At 59.1% G+C, this 21,320-nt stretch carries 22 protein-coding genes and 1 pseudogene; 2 read left to right on the top strand and 21 right to left on the bottom strand.

Translation table 11 applies throughout. From position 1 onward, the window contains the following. Positions 1-92 precede the first annotated feature (92 nt). The gene (locus tag DBY20_04235; protein PWL79092.1) at positions 93-1,598 is read right to left on the bottom strand and encodes an MATE family efflux transporter; all 1,506 of its coding nucleotides are present in this window, start codon (positions 1,596-1,598) and stop codon (positions 93-95) included. 115 nt (positions 1,599-1,713) lie between these two features. On the opposite strand from DBY20_04235, the gene DBY20_04240 reads away from it, so the two are divergent. Both DBY20_04240 and DBY20_04245 read left to right on the top strand, forming a co-directional pair. Continuing rightward, entirely contained in the window at positions 1,714-2,139 is a 426-nt protein-coding gene (locus tag DBY20_04240; protein ID PWL79093.1) for a hypothetical protein, read from the top strand. Beyond that, complete coding sequence (locus tag DBY20_04245) at positions 2,007-2,915, top strand: hypothetical protein (GenBank protein PWL79094.1); 909 nt, start codon at positions 2,007-2,009, stop codon at positions 2,913-2,915. Before DBY20_04240 ends, DBY20_04245 begins: the two co-directional genes overlap by 133 nt. A gap of 191 nt (positions 2,916-3,106) precedes the next feature. Here DBY20_04245 and DBY20_04250 read toward each other — a convergent pair whose 3' ends face one another. The 20 genes and pseudogenes from DBY20_04250 to carB all read right to left on the bottom strand — a co-directional run bounded on the left by DBY20_04250 (position 3,107) and on the right by carB (position 21,202). Beyond that, complete coding sequence (locus DBY20_04250) at positions 3,107-3,979, bottom strand: EamA family transporter (protein ID PWL79095.1); 873 nt, start codon at positions 3,977-3,979, stop codon at positions 3,107-3,109. Continuing rightward, the gene (locus DBY20_04255) at positions 3,979-4,719 is read right to left on the bottom strand and encodes an ectoine/hydroxyectoine ABC transporter ATP-binding protein EhuA (GenBank protein ID PWL79096.1); all 741 of its coding nucleotides are present in this window, start codon (positions 4,717-4,719) and stop codon (positions 3,979-3,981) included. Before DBY20_04255 ends, DBY20_04250 begins: the two co-directional genes overlap by 1 nt. Continuing rightward, positions 4,716-6,239: an amino acid ABC transporter permease gene (locus tag DBY20_04260; GenBank protein PWL79097.1), complete on the bottom strand. Its 1,524-nt coding sequence runs from the start codon at positions 6,237-6,239 to the stop codon at positions 4,716-4,718. The genes DBY20_04255 and DBY20_04260 overlap by 4 nt, the downstream gene beginning before the upstream one ends. A gap of 78 nt (positions 6,240-6,317) precedes the next feature. Continuing rightward, positions 6,318-7,142, bottom strand: coding sequence for an ABC transporter substrate-binding protein (locus DBY20_04265; GenBank protein PWL79098.1), 825 nt, complete (start codon positions 7,140-7,142; stop codon positions 6,318-6,320). 101 nt (positions 7,143-7,243) lie between these two features. Next, the gene (locus DBY20_04270; protein PWL79099.1) at positions 7,244-8,011 is read right to left on the bottom strand and encodes an L-cystine ABC transporter ATP-binding protein YecC; all 768 of its coding nucleotides are present in this window, start codon (positions 8,009-8,011) and stop codon (positions 7,244-7,246) included. 19 nt (positions 8,012-8,030) lie between these two features. Further along, positions 8,031-8,681, bottom strand: coding sequence for a polar amino acid ABC transporter permease (locus tag DBY20_04275; GenBank protein ID PWL79418.1), 651 nt, complete (start codon positions 8,679-8,681; stop codon positions 8,031-8,033). A 99-nt stretch (positions 8,682-8,780) separates the two neighbouring features. Then, complete coding sequence (locus tag DBY20_04280) at positions 8,781-9,626, bottom strand: ABC transporter substrate-binding protein (protein PWL79100.1); 846 nt, start codon at positions 9,624-9,626, stop codon at positions 8,781-8,783. Between the two features lie 124 nt (positions 9,627-9,750). Further along, a complete protein-coding gene (locus DBY20_04285; protein PWL79101.1) occupies positions 9,751-10,503 on the bottom strand; it encodes a DNA repair protein RecO in 753 nt (250 codons plus the stop codon). After that, positions 10,487-11,434 (bottom strand): GTPase Era, encoded by a 948-nt coding sequence (locus DBY20_04290; protein ID PWL79419.1) that lies wholly within the window; start codon positions 11,432-11,434, stop codon positions 10,487-10,489. Before DBY20_04290 ends, DBY20_04285 begins: the two co-directional genes overlap by 17 nt. Before the next feature lies 1 nt (position 11,435). Continuing rightward, a pseudogene (locus DBY20_04295) lies at positions 11,436-11,519 on the bottom strand (hypothetical protein). After that, positions 11,465-11,830 (bottom strand): diacylglycerol kinase, encoded by a 366-nt coding sequence (locus tag DBY20_04300; protein PWL79102.1) that lies wholly within the window; start codon positions 11,828-11,830, stop codon positions 11,465-11,467. Before DBY20_04300 ends, DBY20_04295 begins: the two are co-directional and overlap by 55 nt. Beyond that, a complete protein-coding gene (gene ybeY, locus DBY20_04305; GenBank protein ID PWL79103.1) occupies positions 11,830-12,285 on the bottom strand; it encodes an rRNA maturation RNase YbeY in 456 nt (151 codons plus the stop codon). The genes DBY20_04300 and ybeY overlap by 1 nt, the downstream gene beginning before the upstream one ends. A gap of 1 nt (position 12,286) precedes the next feature. Further along, positions 12,287-13,264: a phosphate starvation-inducible protein PhoH gene (locus DBY20_04310; GenBank protein ID PWL79104.1), complete on the bottom strand. Its 978-nt coding sequence runs from the start codon at positions 13,262-13,264 to the stop codon at positions 12,287-12,289. Further along, entirely contained in the window at positions 13,264-14,478 is a 1,215-nt protein-coding gene (locus tag DBY20_04315) for a tRNA 4-thiouridine(8) synthase ThiI (GenBank protein ID PWL79105.1), read from the bottom strand. The genes DBY20_04310 and DBY20_04315 overlap by 1 nt, the downstream gene beginning before the upstream one ends. Positions 14,479-14,487: 9 nt before the next feature. Next, positions 14,488-14,748 (bottom strand): DNA-directed RNA polymerase subunit omega, encoded by a 261-nt coding sequence (locus DBY20_04320; protein PWL79106.1) that lies wholly within the window; start codon positions 14,746-14,748, stop codon positions 14,488-14,490. A gap of 43 nt (positions 14,749-14,791) precedes the next feature. After that, the gene (locus DBY20_04325) at positions 14,792-15,343 is read right to left on the bottom strand and encodes a guanylate kinase (GenBank protein ID PWL79107.1); all 552 of its coding nucleotides are present in this window, start codon (positions 15,341-15,343) and stop codon (positions 14,792-14,794) included. Between the two features lie 14 nt (positions 15,344-15,357). Beyond that, entirely contained in the window at positions 15,358-16,086 is a 729-nt protein-coding gene (locus tag DBY20_04330) for an orotidine-5'-phosphate decarboxylase (protein ID PWL79108.1), read from the bottom strand. A 5-nt stretch (positions 16,087-16,091) separates the two neighbouring features. Continuing rightward, a complete protein-coding gene (locus DBY20_04335; GenBank protein ID PWL79109.1) occupies positions 16,092-17,009 on the bottom strand; it encodes a dihydroorotate dehydrogenase in 918 nt (305 codons plus the stop codon). Continuing rightward, entirely contained in the window at positions 17,009-17,803 is a 795-nt protein-coding gene (locus tag DBY20_04340; GenBank protein PWL79110.1) for a dihydroorotate dehydrogenase electron transfer subunit, read from the bottom strand. Before DBY20_04340 ends, DBY20_04335 begins: the two co-directional genes overlap by 1 nt. A gap of 195 nt (positions 17,804-17,998) precedes the next feature. After that, a complete protein-coding gene (carB, locus tag DBY20_04345) occupies positions 17,999-21,202 on the bottom strand; it encodes a carbamoyl phosphate synthase large subunit (GenBank protein ID PWL79111.1) in 3,204 nt (1,067 codons plus the stop codon). Positions 21,203-21,320: the final 118 nt, after the last annotated feature.

Below are 21,320 nucleotides of genomic sequence, written 5' to 3' on the forward strand. Positions count from 1 at the left end.
ACCTGAAACAGGTGACATTATCCCCGTCCTCCGTCATCTGCCCCGTCATCTGTCCCCCGTCATCCGTCCCCTGTCATTACTGTAACTGCACGTTATTGTGTCACCGCGCCCTTTGCCTCGACATCCGCAATACGACGATGTTGCTTGCGAACCTCGGCGATGATGAGAACGGCCGAAAGCAGGACCGAGAGACCGTCGGCAACCGGGAATGCAAAGCAGTAGCCCATGAGCGGTGTCATCCCCGGAAAGAGACTTGGAATAAGCGTTGGGGTAATGAGGAACGCGGGGAGCAGAAAGATGAGTTGACGTGTGAGCGAAAGAAACGCCGATTTAAGCGGCTGGCCGGTAGCCTGAAAATAGTTCGAGCTGATAACTTGGACGGAAATGAGCGGAATGAGCGCCGTCTGGACGATGAGCGCCCATACCGCAAAGCTCATGAGCGAAGGCTCGATGCCGAACACGGAGATAATCTGCTCGGGAAATACGTGAATGAGCACGAAGAACGCCGTCAGAATCGCTGTTGCCGCCCCCAAGGCGACATAGAGCGTCCTGAGCACGCGCCGGTACTTGCGCGCACCCGTGTTGAAGCCGAGTATGGGTTGTGCCGCAATCGCGATGCCAAGGGCCGGGAAGAAGACGACGCCCGTGATCTTTGAGACGACGCCAATACTCGCGAGTGCGCCATCGACGCCGATCGGGTCAGCCGCGCCGAGCGAGGCGAGCAACATGTTGCTGATGACCTGCGTCACGGCCATTGCCGCCTGCAAGCCGAAAGGAGCCAGACCAAGCTCGATGAGGCGCTTGCAGATTTTGGGGTCTATTGCCAGATTGCGCAGGTGGAGCTTGAAAGGCGCCGATGAGCGAGACGAGACGAAATACCACAGCACGATGACCGCCGTGACAGCCTGGCCGATGATCGTCGCGCTCGCCGAGCCCGCCACGCCCCAACCGAGCACGAGCACGAAGACGTAGTTGAGGACGACGCAGACGACCGTTCCCACGACCGTCGTCCAAAGCGCCAAGTTGGGAGCGCCCGCCGTACGGATGAAGTTGTTCACGCCAAAACTGATGTTGCAGATCATCATGCCGTAGATGATGATCTGGATGAAGGTGCGCGCATACGGAAGCGTCACGTCGGTTGCGCCCACGAGGATGAGGAGCGGGTCGATCCAGAACGTCGCGTAGATGGCCGCGGCAATGGACACGATGATCATGACCGTCACGGAATTTCCAAGCGCGCGCTCGGCATCATCCTTGCGTCCCTCGCCGAGCAAGATGGCCGCGAGCGAATTTCCGCCGTTACCCGCGAGAATCGCAAACGCGTTGACAATGGTCATGATGGGAAACGCGACCTGCGTTGCGGCAAGGCCGATTTCGCCCATGGCCTGCCCGAGGAAGATCGAGTCGATGACGTTGTAGAGCGAATTGAGGACGACGGCTGCGACGGCGGGAATGGAGAACTCGAGCATGAGCTTGCCAATGGGCGCCGTGCCCATACGGGTGACCTTGTCTTCCCCCTTTTCCTCGCGCTTCTCGAGTTTTTTCTGATCGGGCATAGGAGTTTCTGCTTTGTGTTCGTTCATATGAGATAAAACCATATTCGAATGCTTCTGTCATCATTTTGCCGCAGAGAGGATAGCACGCCTTGCATGCATTGGTAAGCCCATGTCAGGTCCATCACATGCAATAAAAACGTATAATTAGACGTTGGCTATGCGAAGAGAGGATTACGGCATGCGCATCTTACTCATGAACCATTTTCCGCTCCAGGGCTCGGGCAGCGGCGTCTACACGATCAACATCGCCCGCGCGCTCGTTCGCAAGGGTCACGAAGTCTGCATCATCATGCCCGAGAACGAAGAGCTTGCAGAGCTCGAGATAGATGGTGTACGCCTGCATCCCGTTTACTTCAACTCCTGTGTTGACGATGCTCTGGGCTTCGATTTTCCCTGCTTTACCACGCATCCCGCAGCATCACGACCTTCTATGAACTTGACGATGCGCAGATGGCCGCCTATGAGGGCGCGTTTCGTGCTGCCATCGAAGACGAGATTGCCGCTTTCGATCCCGACGTCATTCATTGCGGTCATATCTGGGTCCAGGCAAGTTACGCAGCCGATTACGGCATACCGCTCGTGATCACCGCCCATGGCACGGACCTCATCGGTTTCGAAAAGTCAGAACGCTTTCGCGAACAGGCGAAGAAGGCGTTTGACACCGCCAGTGCCGTTATCGCCATCTCGAAGGACAGCGCCGCGCTCGTAGAGAAGCTCTTCGGCAGCCCCGAGAAGGTGCATCTCATACAGAATGGCTACGACCCCATGATGTTCTATCCGGAAACCTGCAGCGTGCGCGAGGTGCTCGACCACTTCGACATCGAGGGCGATTACGACAGCATCGTGTCGTTTGCGGGCAAGTTCACGTACTTCAAGGGCATCGACATACTGCTCAATGCAGCCGCACTATACGAGCGAGATGGTGTCGCAACCCTACTTGCCGGCGATGGCGAACTCTTCGACGAGATGACCGCGCTTGCCACCCAGCTCGGACTCAAGCACGTCTACTTCTTGCACAACCAGCCGCACGAGGTGCTACGTCGCCTGTACAGCTGCGCTACGGTGTCACTGCTCACCTCACGCAACGAGGCATTCGGGCTCGTCGCCATCGAAGCGCTTGCCTGTGGAGCGCCTGTCATCGCGAGCAACGAGGGCGGTCCCCTCGACATCATCACGCCGGAAGTCGGATTGCTGTTCCAAAGCGAAAACCCCGAGGACCTGGCGTGTGAGGTGCAACTCGTGCTCGATGGCGACATCGACTTCGACCGCGAAGAGGTCGCCGCCTACGCGCGCGAGAAGTACTCGCAGGACGTCTCCATCGGCGCACTCATCGCGCTCTACGAAGCAGCTACTAACTAAAAGAATAGCGAGTAACCTGGCGTCGGACAGGCCGTCGAGCCGAGGTCTAAGGGAGCGAGCCGAAAGGACCACGAAGTGGGCCGTCGGGGAGCGACCATCGAGGCGAGTGGCCTGCCCGACGCCCCCACGAAGCGGGCTGTCGGGAAGCGACCGTCGAAGCGAAACGGCTTCCCTACGCGCTACACGAAAGCTCATTCTTGCTTGCGCTTGGCAAGCAAGCCGGGAGCAAGCTCGGAGACCAAGATAGCCGCGAAGATCAGCACGAAACCGCATACCATACGTCCCGTCAGCACCTCCGCGCCGAACGCGACGCTGAACGCCACGCCAAAAGGCGATTCGAGTGACAGAAGCAGCGAGGCAGTTGAAGGCGGGAGCTTTTGCTGGCCGATGTTCTGGAAGAGCAAGGCGAGCGCGGTACAAGCGATACCCAGATAGAGCAGGCTTGCCCAGGTCTCCCACGACAGCGTTTCCCAGTGCGGAGGCTGCTCGAAGATGGCCCCCGAACATAACGAGAAGACCGTGACGAAGAAGAACTGCCACATCGTCAGCACGTAGATATCCCTGTCTTGCGAGAACTTCGAGACGAAGCAGATATGCAGGCCGTAGAAAACCGCGCAGCATAAGGTGAGCAAGTCGCCGAAGCTCATCGAAAAGCCCGATCCGAGGCTCACGAGTCCGATGCCGACGACGCACATGAATGCGGCAACGATATTGAAGGCGTGCGGACGACGCTTGGATATGCCCCAGGCAAAGAACGGCACCATGACGCAGTACGTTCCCGTCAGAAAGGCGTTCTTGCCCGGTGTCGTATCCGTGATGCCAATGGTTTGCAGATAATAGCCCATGAAGAGCAGAAAGCCGAAGAGCGCTCCGAGGGCAATGTAATCCTTGCGAAGATAGAGTTCGCGCTTCTTGAGATACACCAACGCAAGGATGAGCGCCGCTAGACCAAAGCGCACGACGAGAATCCATGCCGGAGAGACGGCATCAGTCGTATCCTTGACAATGACGAACGAGCTGCCCCAAATCAGGGTAGCCAGGACGATGAGAAACTTGTAGAGCATCACTGAATATGTCCGAGGAAGTTCTTCGTACGCTCGTGCTTGGGATGGTTGAAGACCTCGTCGGGCGTACCCTCCTCGACGACGACTCCGCCTTCCATGAAGATGACGCGATCCGCCACATCCTTGGCGAACTGCATCTCGTGCGTGACGACGACCATCGTCATACCCTCCTCTGCAAGGGAGCGCATGACATCGAGAACACCACGCACGAGCTCGGGGTCAAGAGCGCTTGTGGCCTCGTCGAAGAGCATCACGTGAGGCTCCATCGCCAGAGCACGCGCGATGGCGACGCGCTGTTGCTGGCCGCCGGACAGTTGCGCGGGGAAGTAATCGGCGCGATCGCCCAGCCCGACACGGTCGAGCTCGAAATGGGCGATACGCTCGGCCTCCTCCTTGGAGCGCTTGAGCACCTTGCGTTGGGCGAGCATGACGTTTTTGAGCGCCGTGAGCTGCGGGAAGAGGTTGAACTGCTGAAACACCATGCCCACGTGCTCGCGGAGCTTGTTCACGTCGGTCTTCGGGTCGGTGATTTCCTTGCCCTCGATGAAGATGTGACCACCCGTGGGTTTCTCGAGCAGGTTGATGCAACGCAGCATCGTCGACTTGCCAGAACCCGAAGGACCGAGCACGACAACGACCTCACCCTTGGCGACCTCGATATTGACGTCCTTCAAGACCTCGTTGTCGCCGAAGCTCTTCGAGAGGTGCTGGATCGAAATCATGGAATCCTGTCCGCTCATCGCGCGCCTCCCTTCTCTTCGGTGGAATCAAGTTGAGCATCGCGAGCTACCTCTTCTTGGAGCTCGTCAATAGCCTGCTCCATGTCCTTTGACGAAAGGTCACCGGTAAGACCGGCTTCAAGGCGCGTCTGCTCCTGAAGCTCGTCGCGTGCATCGTCAGTGCTGTCGGCGATTTCCTCGCACATCTGGCTAAACGCGCCACGGCGGTTCTTGCGGCGCTTCTTCTTGGGAGCGCTGCCGCCCGAATCGGCGAGCGCGAGGCGCTTTTCGAGGTTACCGACGACGCGGATGAGCGGCAAGGTGACGATGAGGTAGAAGCACGCGGCGACGATGTAGGGCGTCATGTTACCCGTGAGCGACACGATGGAGCGTGAGTAGAGCATGAGCTCCATGACGCCGACGGCCGCGAGCAGCGAGGTGTCCTTGTAGAGCAGGATGAACTCGCTCGTCATGGTCGGGATGACGCGACGGATGGTCTGCGGAATGATGACGTAGAACATCGTCTGCGGGCCGGTCATGCCAAGCGAGCGTGCCGCCTCGAACTGACCGGTGGGCACGGACTGTATGCCTGCGCGGAATATCTCGCAGAGGTAGGCGCCCGAATTGACCGCGAGCACGATGATCGCGAGCACGTACTGGTTGATGTCGATGCCGAGCAGCGGCAGGCCGAAGAACGCGATGTAGATCTGCAAGAAGAGCGGGGTGCCACGCACGACGCCGGTGTACACGGCGGCGAGTACATGCAGGATGCGCGCACGTGCGATCTTCATGAACGCGGCTATGAGGCCGATGGGGATGGCCAACGGGAAGCCGACGAGCACAAGGCCAAGCGAGATGAGCCAGCCAACCGCGACGATGGGGATAGACGAGACGATGAGCTCGGGCTGGAAGAAGAGGCGCAGGAAGGTAACCGAGTTCCAGGCCTGGACGGCAGGCTGCTCGCCGAGCCAGTTGGAGATCTTCTCGGCCGTCGAAGCGTGCGTGACCTCGATGGCGGGCGACGGCGCGAAGTCGAGGGTCTGGCCGTTAGCCAGCGTATACGTTCCGGAAAGCGTGACCTCGCCGTTCACGTTGGGCAGCGACACCTTGTACATCTCGAGACGCAGGCGCTGACCGGGCTGAAGCGGCGCGGAGAAGTTCACGTCGATCGAGGCATCGCCCTTGTTCATCGTCGCAACGTTCTCGGGGCTCAGACGGGTCGTGCCCTCGAGCACCGTCACCTTGACCGACGATTCATCGGTGATCGAGGAGCCTTCGGGAAGCTCGACGCGCACGGACGAGACCTGCTCGCCGTCACCGACGAGCGCCTCCCAGGTCACGCGCGTCGGCTCGCCGCCGAGCACGCTTCCCGTACCCGTCTCGTTGCTCTTGGCCGTGGTCACGTCGACGGACATGGCACCGGCGAGAAGCGGCGAGACGAAGGTCAGCACGAGCGAGAGCGCGAGTGCCGTCACGAGCGCATGCTTGAGCACGGGCTTCAGGTATGCTGCCATATGAATGAATCCCCCGTAAATATGCATAAAATAGATAAGGCAAGGACGAATTATACGCCCTTGCCTTATTGAAACCGAAGAGAAATTCGGTTGTTCGAGAACGGACTACTTGGCCGCGCCGAACCACTCCTCCTGGAGCTTGGCGATGGTGCCATCGGCCTGCATCTCGGCAAGCGCGTTGTTGATGGCCTCGGCCAGCGCGACGTTGGAGGTGTTCACGATGATGCCGTACTGCTCGCCCGTCGGGATGACCTCGAGGATGTCGCAGTCGTCATACTCGTGCGCGATGCTGTAGGCAGCAGCCGGTTCGTCGTAGATGACGGCCTTGATCTTGCCGGTGCGCAGAGCCGCGAGCATGTCGGGAGTCTCCTGGAACGGCGTGTAGGCGATGTCCTTCAGGTTCTCCTTGGCCCAAGCCTCGCCCGAGGAACCGGACTGGGCACCCACGGCCTGGCCGTTGAGCGCGTCGCGGCTCGTCACATCGGAGCCCTTGAGGACGACGATGGCGAGGTTGGAGTCATAGTACGCGTCGGTGAAGGCGACCTGCTCGGCACGCTCGTCATCGATGGTGATGGCGCTGATGGCGCAATCGAAGGTCTTGCCACCCGCGACCTGCGTCACGAGCGAATCGAAGGCCTGGTTCTGGATGTCGGCATTGAGGCCGAGATGCTTCGCGACTTCCTTGATGAGCGCGATATCGTAACCCTTGATCTCGCCGTTCTCCTGATACTCCATCGGAGCGTAATCAGGGCTCGTGGCAACCGTGAGGGTGCCCGGCGTGACGAGCGTGTACTCGTCGGAAGCGGCGGAGCTGGAGCTCGCAGAGCTGGACTGCGAAGAGCCACCACAGGCGCTCAGCGCGAGCATGCCGACGACGGCGATGCAGGCAAGGCCGAACACGGCAATCTTAGAAAACTTCCCCTTCAACATCTCTCTCCCTTACTACTCGAAACTGCAAATCAGAAACGCATTTTCAAACCGTGCAACCGTACCATAGCTGCTCACCTGCGGCAATGAAATACTGGTCACCGTCAGTCGTAAATCTTTCTGAGGAAGCTCTTGGTACGCTCGTGCTGCGGATGGTCGATGACCTGCTCGGGCGAGCCCTCCTCGACGATCACGCCTTTGTCCATGAAGATGACGCGATCCGAGACGTCACGCGCGAAGGTCATCTCGTGCGTGACGATGACCATGGTCATGTGCTCTTCGGCGAGGTCGCGGATAATCTTGAGTACGTCCTGCGTAAGCTCGGGGTCAAGCGCACTCGTGGGTTCGTCGAAGAAGAGGATGTCGGGCTTCGTGCATAACGCACGGGCAATGGCAACACGTTGAAGCTGGCCTCCCGAAAGCTCGTTTGGAACCATATTCTCCTTACCAGCCAAGCCAAACTTCTCGAGAAGCTCGACCGCCATGATGCGCGCCTGTTCCTTGTCGACCTTCTGCACGCGTACGGGCGCGTCCATGACGTTTTGCAGCACCGTGCGATGCGGAAAGAGATTGAAGTTTTGGAACACGAGGCCGAACTTCGAGCGCGCCTTCTTGAGCGTGGCCTTGTCTGCATAGACCGCTCGACCATCGGGTCCGGGCTTGGCCACGACGATGTCCTCGTAAGCCAGGTAACCGCGCTCGAAGGTCTCGAGCAACGTCGCACAGCGAAGCAACGTCGATTTGCCACCACCGGACGATCCGATGATGCTCACGACTTCGCCCTGCGTGACCTCGAGGCTAATGTCCTTGAGGACCATCGTGTCGCCAAAGCTCTTCTCGACGTTTCTGAGGGAGAGAATCTCCTTGGACATGGGTGCTATCTCCTCTCCCCTAGTCATGGTAGTACGCGAGTTTCTTCTCGGCCTTGTTCAGTATGAACTCGACGACGAGCGTGAAGACCCAGTAGATGATCGCGGCGATGACGTAGGGAATCATGCTCACGAAGGACGCGGCAAGCGCCTTGGCTTCGGTAAACATCTCGGCGATGCCGAGCACGAAGGCAAGTGAGGTGTCCTTGACCAGGGTGATGATCTCGTTGCCCATTGCCGGCAGGATACGCTTGATGACCTGGGGTAACACGATGTAGAAAAAAGTCTGGGCACGCGAGTACCCGAGCACTTCGGCCGCCTCGTAATGTCCCACGGGAATGGACTGAATGCCACTGCGGTAGATTTCGGCGAAGTAGGCCGCGTAGTTAAGAATGAAGCCAATAGCACAGGCCCCAAACTTCCAGCCCGAACCCATGTTGATGCCAAAAAGGTAATACGGTCCAAACATGAGGGCCATGAGCTGGAGCATAAGCGGCGTGCCGCGCATGAACGAGATGTAAACGCGTGCTATGAGCGAAAGCGGCTTGAACTTGCTCATGCGCGCAAGGGCAATGACGATGCCAAGCGGCAGCGCTCCGACAAGCGTCACGACGAATATCTCGAGCGACAATACAAAACCCGCCCCAAGATCGGGCAGGACCACGGACATCATCTGCATGAATGCAGGATCCACACGCATCACCTCGTCTACAGCGTACGACGGGGCGGCCTCAAGACGACCGCCCCGCAGATTCCAGAATATGAAGCGAGCTTACTTGCCCAGGCACCAGTTCTCGTAGCTGATGCCGTCAGCAGAGTACTTCTCGCAAATCTCCTTGACCGTACCGTCGGCGTCCATCTCCTTGAGCGTCATGGTAACCTGATCGGCGAGACCATCGTTGCCCTTCTTGAAGGCAACGGCGTAATGCTCGCTGGAGAGCTGCTCGTCAAGCATCTTGAACACGCCCGGCTTGGCGGCCATCTGATACTGCGCGATGGACAGGTCGCAGGCAACGGCATCGACCATGCCGCTCTCGAGCTGCATGAAGGCATTATTGTAATCGCCGATCGTCTCGACCTTGCCACCGGCGAAGGTGTCCTGCAGGCTCTTCTCGTCACCATCGAGTACCTCGAGGGCGGCGGAATCGACCTGCGTCATGACGGTCTTGCCGGCAAGATCGGCAAGCGAGTTGATACCGCTGTCAGCCTTAACAACGATGACCTGGCCATTGATCATGTACATGTCGGTGAAGGAGTAATCGTTCTCACGGCCTTCGTAGGTGAAGCCGTTCCAGATGCAGGTGATGTTGCCCTGGTTGATGAGCGCGTCCTTGGCATCCCAGTCAATCGGCTCGGCCTGGAAGGTCCAGCCGTTACGATCGCAAACCTCCTTGGCAAGATCGAGATCGAGACCGGTGAATTCGCCCGTCGTGGTGTCCTTGAAGCCATACGGCGGATAGCTCTGATCGAAACCGACAATGAAGACGTTGTCTTCAGGTGCGTTATTTCCAGCCGCGCTGCTCGAAGATGCAGCACTACCACCGCATGCCGTCAGGGCAAGGGCGCCAAAACAGAGCATGCAGCATGCAAGCGCAATCGATACGAGTTTCTTCTTCATCTTTCTCTCCCTACATCACTCTAGCGTAGTAAAGTTTCGTACCGTGGCATTGTAGCCTAATTGCGGTGTAGGTGAAGCATGAATTCGCCGTGAATGTGTCAGGGGGTCTGACCCCTTGACACATTCATCCCATCAGCAACGTCTTGAGAAAGGCAATGCTCTTGAGCTCGAAACCTGCATGCTCGCAGACCCACATGTGTGCAAGATCGAGCAATTCGATTTCGGGATAGGATTCGATATCGGCAATCTGGGCGAAGGTCGAGAACAGCAAAGCCTCGATCCAAGCCGCAGCCCGCGAGTCGATGGTCGTGCAGATCCCGAGTCGCCCAAGGCAATCATCGCAGAGCGCGCCTCCATAGCTCACGTCGAAGGCTTTCACCTGCTCGATGGACGTTCCGCAGAGCGCACATTCGCGCGTCGCGGGTGCAAAGCCCTGCATGGCCATCGCCTTGAAGAGAAAGGCCGCTGCGATGAATGCCGCCCTACGTGCCGGTAGCTCAGCTATGGTGCGCATTGACGCCGCGCTCATCTCGTACATACGCTCACCCAGGACAACGCCCTCACGCCCGAGCTTTTCGAGGAACTCCGTCTCGACGCTTGCAGCTGCCGTGCGCTCAAGCTCCTCGCGTATCGACGCGTTTGTGGCAATCGTCTTGACCTCGCGCACGATGTCGAGGGACTTTCCCTCATGCAAGAGCAAATCTGCCTCGGCGAATAACTCGAGGCGTGCCCCAATGCGGTTGCCGGGTTTGCGCAGCCCCTTGGCAACGGCTCGTATCTGACGTCCGTCCCCGCCGAGCATGGTGACGATGACGTCGGTCTCTCCAAGCTTCGTGTGCTTGAGGACGATGCAGCGCTCGTTATAGGCCTTCGCCATAGCCAAATTTCCTGACCTGCGCGGCGTTCTGACGCCAGTCCTTCTTGACCTTCACCGTGAGGTCGAGATGCACCTGGCAGCCAAAGATGCGCTCGAGATCCTCACGCGCCTGCATGCCGATTTGCTTGATCTTGCTGCCCTTGGCACCGATGATGATGCCCTTCTGGCTATCGCGTTCGACATATATGACCGCCCAGATGCGCATGAGGCGCCTGTCCTCGATGCGCTCGATGTCCTCGACAACGACACCGACCGAATGGGGAACCTCATCGAAGGTCGAACGCAGGATCTTCTCGCGAATGAACTCGGCAATGAGCACTTCGTCAGAAAGATCGACACCCGTATCCTTGGGAAACCAGCGTGGACCTGCCGGAAGCAGATCGTAGACGGCGTCGATGAAGTCATCGAGACCACGGTTGTGCTTGGCGGAAACGACGACCTCGGCATCAAAATCGCACAGGCCACGTGCCTGCTCAAGGCGCTCGGCGATGACGGGTTTCTTGACGAGGTCGGCTTTGGAGATAACAAGGATCTTGTGGCACGAAAGCTCGTTTATGTGGTTGGCAATCCACTCATCCCCCGTGCCAACAGGCTGCGATGCGTCGATGAGGAAGGCGACGACATCGACATCCGCCAGCGCCTGCAGGGCTGACTCGTTGAGCTCGGCACCCAAGGCGTCCTTCGGTTTGTGGATGCCCGGCGTGTCGACGATGATCATCTGCATGTCATCGGTATCGTATACTGCGCGGAAGCGGTGACGCGTGGTCTGGGGCGTACGCGATGTGATGGCGAGCTTGGTGCCCATGATATGGTTGAGCAATGTTGACTTGCCCGCATTGGGCCGACCGACGAGCGTCACGAAGCCGCTGCGAAAGGTCTCGGGATTGACTGCCGCATACGCATCATCGGCAATGCCTGCGGCTTTGAGCATCTCATCCAGATCGGACATGGTCTCTCCTTATTACGCAATGAATTTCATGAGCGCCGGGATGAAGACGATGAGGCCGACGACAACCGAGGTAATCGCGAGTACGAGCACGGCGCCTGCGGCCGCGTCCTTGGCTATCTCGATAAGGTGGTCATAATCGGGACTTACCTTGTCGCACAACGCTTCCATTGCCGTGTTGAGCACCTCGGCGGATACGACCATCCCAATGCAAACGATGACGGCACACCAGCCCCAAGGTTCGACCTGCAAGACCCAGCAGGCGATGAGTGCCATGAGCGCGAAGACGAGATGCACCTTCATGTGAACTTCGCTCATGAAGGCCCTGCCAATACCCACGAACGCAACGGCGAAGCTCTTGGCTTGTGACTGGTTCTTCATCAGCGTATCCCCGTCAGACCATAGGCGTCGAGAATCTCCTTCTCGAACGCCTCCATCTCGAGCGCCTCGGTCTCGTCGATGTGATCGTAGCCGAGGAGATGCAGCAACGAGTGCACGAGCATGAGCGATGCCTCCTGCTCAAGACTCGTGCCAAATTGGGCACGCTGTCCATCAACGACATCCAGGGCGATGACGACATCACCGATTTCGATGGGGGTACCCGGCTCGTATGTATCCCATGGGTCATCGCACTCGAAAGAAAGGACATCGGTGGGCTTGTCAATGCCTCGGTACGTGCGATTGAGCTCGTGAATCTCATCCGCATCAACCAAGCTAATCGAAACCTCACAGGCATCGGGAGCATCCATGTACTCGAGCGCGAAGCACGCGAGCCTCTCGATAGCGGCGTCATCCCAGGTTAGCGCACCGCCACGGCTGTCTATGTTCACGAGCATGCTACTTCGACCTCCCGGAATCGTTACGCGCGCCGCGAGCTGCTTCGTCATACGCATGCACGATACGCGCAACGAGGCTATGACGCACGACATCTGCACCGGTCAAGTCGATGAATGAGATCTCGTCGATATCACTGAGGATGTCACGCACGCCATGCAGGCCCGAGACACCACCCGGCAAGTCGACTTGCGTGATATCACCCGTGACGACCATCTTGGAGCCGAAGCCCAGACGGGTGAGGAACATCTTGAGCTGCTCGGGTGTGGTGTTCTGCGCCTCATCGAGAATGAGGAAGGCATCATTGAAGGTGCGTCCGCGCATGAAGGCAAGTGGGGCGATCTCGATGACGCCCTGCGAGATGAGCTGGTTGCCCTTCTCCATGTCGGTCAGATCGAAGAGCGCGTCATAGAGCGGGCGTACGTAAGGATCGACCTTCTCGTCGAGCGTGCCCGGCAAGAAACCGAGGTTCTCGCCCGCCTCGACGACGGGACGCGTAAGGATGATGCGACCGATCTCCTTGCGCTTGAGTGCGGCGATGGCCATTGCCATGGCGAGGTAGGTCTTACCCGTGCCAGCCGGACCGATGGCAAAGGTGACGGTGCTGTCGCGTATGGCATCGCAGTAGCGCTTCTGGCCACTCGTCTTGGGACGGATTGCGCGCCCTCGATAGGTAAGCAGAATGTCCTCGCGCAGGGAGCTCGGGGAGTAATCGGAATTGCGCAGCACCTCGACGGCGCGACGGATGTCCTCGACCGTCGGCGCTTTGTTAGCCTGGACCATGTCAAAAAGGTCGGAGACAAGCGCCGAGATGAGTGGCACCTCGAGGGCATCACCCGTCATGACGATGCTATCGGAGCGCAACGCGATGGTCGCATCGAAGAGATCTTCGATGGCACGTAGATTGGCATCCTGGGGACCGCAGAAGAGGGCAAGGTCAATGCCGTCGGGCAGGGGAAGCGTAACTTGGCTCGAATGCATCAGTCACTCCCCTCTCGCCGCATCTTACGCGGCGCTTTGTACGATGGGCAGGGATAGTCGCGGTACTTGAGATTATCGAGAATCTCGTCGATCCATGCGTCTATCGGCACGAGGGCCTCGGCCGTCTCGCAATCCTTGATGCGCGCATGCGTCTCGGGCGAACGAGGCATGAACAGCGTGCAGCAGTCATCGGCCGGACGCGAGGAGATCTCGAAGGTGCCGAGCTGCTTGGCGACGTCGATGATCTCGAGCTTGTCGCTTCCGATGAGTGGACGCAGCACCGGAATATCGACAACGGCATTAACGGCGGCTATGTTCTCGAGAGTCTGGCTCGCAACCTGACCGAGTGACTCGCCAGTGACAAGCGCCTTCGCGTTTTCGATGCGCGCGATACCCTGTGCGATACGGAACATGAGGCGTCGATAGAGCACGATGCGCAAGTTGGGCGGACATTCGCTCGCGATGGCCTTCTGGTAGTTGCCAAAGGGCACGGTGTAGATGCGGCCGATACCACCCGCCGGTGCAAGCGCATGTGCAAGGTCATCGACGATGTATTCGCTCGCGTCATCGGTCACGGGGGCACCCGAGAAGTGGACGCCCACGACGACGGCACCGCGCTTCATGAGCTTCCAGGTGGCAACGGGGCTATCGATACCGCCTGACATGAGACTCACGACCTTGCCGGCCGTTCCCACGGGCAAGCCGCCAATGCCACGATCGCTACGCGAGAAGACATAGGCACTGCCCTGGATGATCTCGACGTGAACCTTGACGTCCGGGTCCTTCATCTTGACCTTCTTGTCGGGGGCAAAAGCGCACAGATGCGCACCGACGAGCTGGTTGAGTTGCATGGAGTCGATGGGATAATCGGTGTTTGAGCGGCGCGCGACGACCTTGAAAGACTCGAACTCACCGCAATCCATCATCGCAAGCTCAGCGCAAAGGTTATATTCCTCGGGGTCGCGTGCGCAGCGCCAGCCACGTGACACGCGTGCGACGCCGGGAACCTGCAGCAGAATCCGGGCAGCTGGTTCAAGATCGTCCGCATTTTCGAACACGACGAGAAGATGCCCGGAGATACGGCATATCTCCTTGGTGTCAAAAGCAACGAGCGCCGCCTCCATGTTGCTGAGGAGACGGTGCTCGAAAGAGGCACGATTGCGACCCTTGAGGCCGACCTCGTGATAATGAACGAGGCAGATACGCTCGAACAAGCGCTCCTCCTAGCTCTTGTCGTTCATGAAGGCCGTTTTGTCGTAGGAGACCTCACCACGGGCAATCTCCTCCATGGCAAGAGATAGCGGCTTGCGACCCGCAAACTCGGCGATTTCGCTGACAGACTGCAGAGCGACGGCACGATCGCGCTGGCCACGCATCATGTCGTTGATATCACGCGCACGCTTGGAAGCGATAGCGCAAAGCAGGTACTTGTCTTCGTGGGTCTTATCGAGAAGGGTGTCAATACGTGGTTCGACAATAGACATATGCGGTAAGCTCCTCAAATGAACGAGTTGTTTTTGAATCGACCTAGCATTCTAACACGCGCGCGAGCTCTTTGGTAGCCCCCTGCACATCATCGTTGACGATGACGTAATCGTACCTATCCGCAGCCTCCATCTCGCCAGCCGCATTGGCAAGACGCTGAGCGATGACTTCCTCGGATTCGGTCCCGCGGCCACGCAGTCTGCGCTCGAGCTCCTCGATTGACGGAGGAGCGATGAAAATGAGCTTGGCCTGCGGGATCTTATCGAGCACCTGGAAGGCGCCTTGGACGTCAATCTCGAGCAGGACGGTATCCCCCTTCGCGAGGTGTTCCTCGATGGGTGCGAGCGGCGTGCCGTAATAGTTGGAATGCACCTTGGCCCACTCGATGAAGCCGTCCTCTTCGATGGTGTTCTCGAACTCCTCGATGGTGAGAAAATGATAATGCACGCCATCAATCTCGCCCTCGCGGGGCTGACGCGTCGTGGCGGAAACCGACAACACGATGTGAGGGCACTCTTTCAGCAGTGCGGAGACGAGCGTCCCCTTGCCCGCTCCCGAAGGGCCCGATATGACATAGAGCGTTCCTTGATCCATGGATACATCCGTCTCTAGTCGAGCTCGGCGGCAATCTCTTCGAACGCGGCGACGGGGTCTGCCGCACGCGTGATGGGACGACCGATGACAAGATGCGAGGCGCCTGCCGCAAAAGCCTCGGCGGGTGTGGCAACTCGGCTCTGATCGCCCAACGCAGCGCCCTTGGGCCTGACGCCCGGCGTGATGATAATGGCATCAGGACCGAGGAGCTCCCTCATCTGATTTGCCTCCATGGGAGAGCACACGATGCCGTCAAGCCCCGCCTCGGACGCAAGCGTGGCGAGACGCTCGACCTGCTCGGCAGGCGACACGTCGATGCCGACGGAGGCGAGCTGATCGGCGTCCATGCTCGTGAGCACCGTAATCGCACAGAGCGCCGGGGCGTTGTCCTCATGGCCGGCATCGGCAGCGCCCTTGCGTGCGCCGCGCTCGGCAGATTCGAGCATGAGCTCGCCGCCACTCGCGTGCACGGTGAAGAGGTCTGCACCAGCTTGCGCGATGGAACTGGCAGCACCATAGACCTGATGGGGAATATCATGCAGCTTGAGGTCGAGAAAGACCTTGAAGCCGAGCTTGTGCATCGTGTTCACGATGGAGGGGCCGACTGCGTAATACAAGGTCATGCCGATCTTCACCCACCGGGCATGCCCCGCGAGCTTCTCGCCGAGCACGACGGCCTCATCACCCGAGCAGTCGAGTGCGACGATGATGCGGTCTTTGGCAGCTTCGCTCTTCCATTCCATATGCGCTATACCTCCAATGCTCCAATGAGCTCGCTTATTCGTGAAACGCCATTTTCCACGCAATATGCAATCATTCCGTCGAGTACGTGCACGCTCGCAAGCGGGTCGACGAAGTTCGCCGCGCCCACGGCCACCGCCGTCGCACCGGCAAGCATGAACTCGATCGCGTCTTCACCAGACGAGATACCTCCCATGCCGATGATGGGAATGTCGACGGCGTTATGCGTCTCCCACACCATGCGTAACGCAACGGGTTTGATGGCGGGGCCAGACAGACCACCTACGACACGTGCCAGCTTGGGTTTACGACGCTTGGCATCAATCGCCATGCCAAGCAGGGTGTTGATGAGACTCACCGCATCGGCACCAGCCGACTCGACGGCCTTGGCGATGACGGTGATGTCGGTAACGTTGGGAGTGAGCTTCACGATGAGGGGACGCCTCGTGCACTGGCGCACGGCTGCGGTCACTTGCGCGGCCTGTTCCGGGTCGGTGCCGAAGGTCATGCCACCAGCGTCCACGTTGGGACACGAAATGTTCACCTCGTAGGCATCGACGGCAGGCTCATCCTCGAGGCGCTCTATGACCTGTACGTACTCGTCGAGCGTATGGCCCGAAACGTTCACGATGACGGCCGTGTCCTGCGTCGCAAGCCACGGCAGTTGGCTCGCGCAGAACTCCTCGACACCGGGGTTTTGCAGACCGATGGAATTGAGCATGCCGCACGGCGCCTCGGCGATGCGCGGCGTTGCGTTGCCATCCCAGGGCCTGGGCGAGACGCCCTTCGTCGTAACGGCACCCAGTAACGAGACGTCAAGGAAATCGGCGAATTCCTCGCCATGGCCAAAAGTTCCCGAGGCAACCGTCACGGGGTTCTTCATCGACAAGCCGCCAACGTCGACATGCATATCGGGCATGCTCATCACCAGATCACCTCGCTTGCATCGAAGACGGGGCCATCGACGCAGCAGCGCTTGAGACCGCCTGTCGTCTCGACAACGCAACCAAGACATGCGCCAACACCGCAGGCCATGAGTCGCTCCATCGAGATCTCGCAGGTCACGCCATGTTCGATGGCGGGAAGCGCCACGGAACGCTCCATGAGGGGCGGCCCGCACACGGCGACGTAATCGTAGTCATTCGTGGCGAGGAGCTCGTCGGTGACGGCGTTCACGAAGCCCTTGACGCCCATCGATCCGTCATCGGTTGCGATATAGAGAGCGCCCTGCGATCGGCGCACACTGTCCTCGAACTGTTCCGTGCAGGCGACGCGATCGGCCGTCGTAGCCCCGATGACGACATCAACACGCGCACCTTGCGCGGCGAGCTCGTCTGCAAGAAGCTTGAGAGCAGGAGTACCCACACCGCCGCAAGCAAGCAACGCATGCGTTGTACCCGTGGGAACATGCCAGCCGTTACCGATGGGGCCAACAAGATCGACCTCATCACCGATGCCAACATGCGTCAACTGCTCGGTCCCGTCGCCGACGACCTGATAGCAGATGTCAACGGAACCTGCGTCTACATCGACATCGAAGACGGCAAAGGGCATGCGCAAGAACTGAACCGAAGGCTCGCTTGCAACCTTGACTTGAACGAATTGACCGGGATGTGCGGTAGCGGCAATGCGGGGAGCCAGCACGGACAGATGATAGATTCCCTCGGCAATTTGCCTGTTGAAGAGGACCGGGCCACTCTCTTGAAGCTTCTGGACCATGCTTTCGCGTTTCCCTCCACGCCTGGTTCAACATGATTTTGTTCATGATAGCGCACTTCTTGCGCATATCGCCATTGGCTGCCCCGTCTAGTCGCAGACGTGGGGTGAGACACATTGGACAGGTACATCTGTCTCATTTTGCGCAAAATGAGACAGATGTACCTGTCCAATGTGTCTCACCCTGTGCCTCACCGCCTACAAGTCTTGCAATGCAACCGGCGTAAGACGGCCATCGTGCACGGCGCTGATAGCCTGGACGAAGGCGTTGGCACCGGCGAGCGTCGTCACATAGCAAATGCCGTGACGCACGGCCGCGCTGCGCAGATGATAGCTGTCGCCACGCGTCTCCTGGCCGAAGGGAATGTTGACGAGCAGGTTTATCTCTCCGTTGGCAATCATGTCGCCAATGTTGGGACGTGCCTCCTGCATCTTGCGCGTGACCTCGACCTTGAGCCCATTGGCACGCAGCAGGCGCCCCGTCCCCCCTGTTGACACGATGGAGAATCCCAGATCCTGAAGCGCATGGGCGATGGGAACGATGTTACGCTTTTCACGATCGCACACCGAAATGAAGACCTTGCCCGCATTGGGCAGCGAATAGTCGATGGCAAGCTGCGTCTTGGCATATGCGCTCGGAAAGTCCGCGGCAATGCCCATGACCTCGCCCGTCGACTTCATCTCGGGCCCAAGCATGGTTTCGGCACCGGGAAAGCGTCCAAAGGGCATGACAGCCTCCTTGCAGGCGTAATACCCCATCTCGTCGCCGATTGCGGGTAGGTCGAGATCCGCAAGCTTCTCCCCGGTCATGATGCGTGCGGCATATTGCGCGAGCGAAACGCCACGCGCCTTGCTCGTAAAGGGGACGGTGCGGCTTGCACGAGGGTTGACCTCGATGACATACACCTTGCCGTCCTTCACCGCAAACTGGATGTTGACAAGACCCCGCGTTTGGACGGCAAGCGCAAGTTTGCGCGTGTAGTCGGTGATGTTGTCGAGCACGGCATCGGAAAACGAGAAGGGCGGCGTACAGCAGGCCGAGTCGCCCGAATGTATCCCCGCTTCCTCGATATGCTCGAGAACCGCGCCAATGAAAACATCCTCTCCGTCGCAGAGGGCATCGACATCGCATTCGGTCGCAGACTCGAGAAACGCATCGAGATAGACGGGGTGGTCGGGTGTGACACGAGCGGCTTGGGCCATATAGCGCTCGAGGTAATGCTCGTCGTAGGCGATGACCATGCCACGTCCGCCAAGCACGTAGCTTGGACGCACGAGTAGCGGATAGCCAATGCGCTCGGCAACGGCAAGTGCCTCGTCAAGCGATTCGGCGACGCCGGCAACCGGATAGGGAATACCAAGCTCATCGAGTAAGGCGGAGAAACGATCGCGATCCTCGGCAAGATCGATTGCCGCCGGCTGCGTGCCCATGATGCGCACTCCCTCGTCGGCAAGCATCTGGGCAAGCTTGAGCGGCGTTTGCCCACCGAGCGTCACGATGACGCCGTCGGGTTTTTCCGCATCGACGATGTCCATGACATCCTCGTAGGTAATCGGCTCGAAATAGAGACGGTCGGAGGTATCGTAATCGGTCGATACCGTCTCCGGATTGCAGTTCACCATGATGGTCTCGTAGCCCATCGCGGAAAGCGCGTAGCTCGCCTGCACGCAGCAGTAATCGAACTCGATGCCCTGCCCGATGCGATTGGGACCGGCACCGATGATCATGGCCTTGGGCTTGTCGCAAGGACGCACCTCGCTTTCGTCCCCATAGGTCTTGTAGTAGTAATTCGTCTGCGAGGCGAACTCCCCCGCGCAGGTATCGACCGTCTTGAAGACCCCTATGACACCGAGCTCCTTGCGCCGCGCACGTACCTCTTCCTCGGTCGCACCCGTGAGCTGCGCAATCTGCACGTCGGAAAGCCCGTAGCGTTTGCCGAGACGCATGAGGCACCTGTCAACGCTCGCAATATCACGGCCCTCGAACATGGTCTCGACCTCGACCATGTCAGCAAGCCGGTCGATGAACCACGGGTCAATCAGGCTAAGGGAGGCGAGTTCCTCCTTGCTCATTCCCCGACGCAAGGCCTCTGCCATGTAGTAGATGCGATGCTCGGTCGGCGTCGAGACGAGGCTCGTGAAGTGCGTCTCGTCAAATTCGTCCTTGCCATCGCGCCCAAGGCCGCTCCTGCCGTTCTCGAGCGAGCGCAGCGCCTTGCCAAGTGCCTCCTCGAAGGTGCTTCCGATGGCCATGACCTCACCGACCGCTTTCATGCGCGTCGAGAGCGTCGCATCGCTTCCCGCGAACTTCTCGAAGGCAAAGCGCGGAATCTTGACGACGACATAGTCAATGGACGGCTCGAAACACGCGGGCGTGGCCCTGGTGATGTCGTTTTGAATCTCGTCAAGCGTATAGCCAACCGCGAGCTTGGCCGCCATCTTCGCGATGGGAAAGCCCGTGGCCTTGGAAGCAAGCGCGGAGGAACGGCTCACGCGCGGGTTCATCTCGATGACGATGAGGCGACCGTCCTCGGGATTCACGGCAAACTGCACGTTGGATCCGCCGCAGGCAACGCCGATCTCCTCCAAGATGGCAAGCGATGCATCGCGCATGCGCTGGTACTCGACATCCGTGAGGGTTTGGGCCGGGGCAACGGTAATCGAATCGCCCGTATGCACGCCCATGGCATCGAAGTTCTCGATGGAGCACACGATGATGCCGTTACCGCACCGATCGCGCATGACCTCCATCTCGTATTCCTTCCAACCGATGATGGACTCCTCCACGAGCACCTCTCCTACGGGCGAGAGTTCGAGGCCTTCGCGCACAATATCACGCAGATCATCCATGCCATATGCGATGCCACCGCCGGCGCCACCGAGCGTGAAGCTCGGGCGCAACACGACCGGAAAGCCGAACTCGTCGGCAAGCTTCTCGGCATCGGCGACGCAATAAGCGTAGCCGCTTCGCGCAACCTCCAAGCCGATGCGCTTGATGGCCTCGGCAAAGAGCTTGCGATCCTCGCCTTTCTGAATGGCGGCGAGGTCACAGCCGATCATCTCGACACCGTACTTTTCGAGTACGCCCGACTCGGCAAGCTCGACCGCACAGTTCAAACCGGTTTGTCCGCCCATGTTGGGGAGAAGCGCATCGGGGCGTTCCTTCTCGATGATCTTTTCGATGACCGCAGCCGTGATGGGCTCGACGTAGGTGCGCGTTGCCATGGCGGGATCGGTCATGATAGTCGCCGGATTCGAATTCACGAGGACGACCTCGTATCCGTCCTCCATGAGCACCTTGCACGCCTGGGTGCCCGAGTAATCGAACTCGCAAGCCTGTCCGATGACGATGGGGCCGCTGCCGATGATGAGAATCTTCTTTATATCGTCTCTACGTGGCATGTAATGAAACCTTTCAAATCAACTTTCGAACAGGTCGCAGCATGGGCGCTTCGCCTCGACGGTCGCTCCCCGACAGCCCGCTTCGCGGTCTTCACGGCTCGCTCCCTTGGACCTCGGC

The sequence above is a fragment of the Coriobacteriia bacterium genome (assembly GCA_003149935.1).
Lineage (GTDB): Bacteria > Actinomycetota > Coriobacteriia > Coriobacteriales > QAMH01 > QAMH01.

What these genes read in the sequence shown, in the direction of transcription:
- DBY20_04260 (PWL79097.1), bottom strand. Translation starts at nt 6,239, where the DNA reads ATGCATATTTACGGGGGATTCATTCATATGGCAGCATACCTGAAGCCC.
- ybeY (PWL79103.1), bottom strand. Translation starts at nt 12,285, where the DNA reads ATGCTCGTGAACATAGACAGCCGTGGCGGTGCGCTAACCTGGGATGAC.
- DBY20_04285 (PWL79101.1), bottom strand. Translation starts at nt 10,503, where the DNA reads ATGGCGAAGGCCTATAACGAGCGCTGCATCGTCCTCAAGCACACGAAG.
- DBY20_04325 (PWL79107.1), bottom strand. Translation starts at nt 15,343, where the DNA reads ATGGATCAAGGAACGCTCTATGTCATATCGGGCCCTTCGGGAGCGGGC.
- DBY20_04255 (PWL79096.1), bottom strand. Translation starts at nt 4,719, where the DNA reads ATGAGCGGACAGGATTCCATGATTTCGATCCAGCACCTCTCGAAGAGC.
- DBY20_04300 (PWL79102.1), bottom strand. Translation starts at nt 11,830, where the DNA reads ATGAAGAACCAGTCACAAGCCAAGAGCTTCGCCGTTGCGTTCGTGGGT.
- DBY20_04235 (PWL79092.1), bottom strand. Translation starts at nt 1,598, where the DNA reads ATGGTTTTATCTCATATGAACGAACACAAAGCAGAAACTCCTATGCCC.
- DBY20_04240 (PWL79093.1), top strand. Translation starts at nt 1,714, where the DNA reads ATGCGAAGAGAGGATTACGGCATGCGCATCTTACTCATGAACCATTTT.
- DBY20_04245 (PWL79094.1), top strand. Translation starts at nt 2,007, where the DNA reads ATGGCCGCCTATGAGGGCGCGTTTCGTGCTGCCATCGAAGACGAGATT.
- DBY20_04280 (PWL79100.1), bottom strand. Translation starts at nt 9,626, where the DNA reads ATGAAGAAGAAACTCGTATCGATTGCGCTTGCATGCTGCATGCTCTGT.
- DBY20_04330 (PWL79108.1), bottom strand. Translation starts at nt 16,086, where the DNA reads ATGGAATGGAAGAGCGAAGCTGCCAAAGACCGCATCATCGTCGCACTC.
- DBY20_04270 (PWL79099.1), bottom strand. Translation starts at nt 8,011, where the DNA reads ATGTCCAAGGAGATTCTCTCCCTCAGAAACGTCGAGAAGAGCTTTGGC.
- DBY20_04335 (PWL79109.1), bottom strand. Translation starts at nt 17,009, where the DNA reads ATGAGCATGCCCGATATGCATGTCGACGTTGGCGGCTTGTCGATGAAG.
- DBY20_04265 (PWL79098.1), bottom strand. Translation starts at nt 7,142, where the DNA reads ATGTTGAAGGGGAAGTTTTCTAAGATTGCCGTGTTCGGCCTTGCCTGC.
- DBY20_04250 (PWL79095.1), bottom strand. Translation starts at nt 3,979, where the DNA reads ATGCTCTACAAGTTTCTCATCGTCCTGGCTACCCTGATTTGGGGCAGC.
- DBY20_04310 (PWL79104.1), bottom strand. Translation starts at nt 13,264, where the DNA reads ATGCATTCGAGCCAAGTTACGCTTCCCCTGCCCGACGGCATTGACCTT.
- DBY20_04320 (PWL79106.1), bottom strand. Translation starts at nt 14,748, where the DNA reads ATGTCTATTGTCGAACCACGTATTGACACCCTTCTCGATAAGACCCAC.
- DBY20_04340 (PWL79110.1), bottom strand. Translation starts at nt 17,803, where the DNA reads ATGGTCCAGAAGCTTCAAGAGAGTGGCCCGGTCCTCTTCAACAGGCAA.
- DBY20_04275 (PWL79418.1), bottom strand. Translation starts at nt 8,681, where the DNA reads ATGATGTCCGTGGTCCTGCCCGATCTTGGGGCGGGTTTTGTATTGTCG.
- carB (PWL79111.1), bottom strand. Translation starts at nt 21,202, where the DNA reads ATGCCACGTAGAGACGATATAAAGAAGATTCTCATCATCGGCAGCGGC.
- DBY20_04290 (PWL79419.1), bottom strand. Translation starts at nt 11,434, where the DNA reads ATGCTCAAAGCCGCAGGCATTGCCGATGATGCGTATGCGGCAGTCAAT.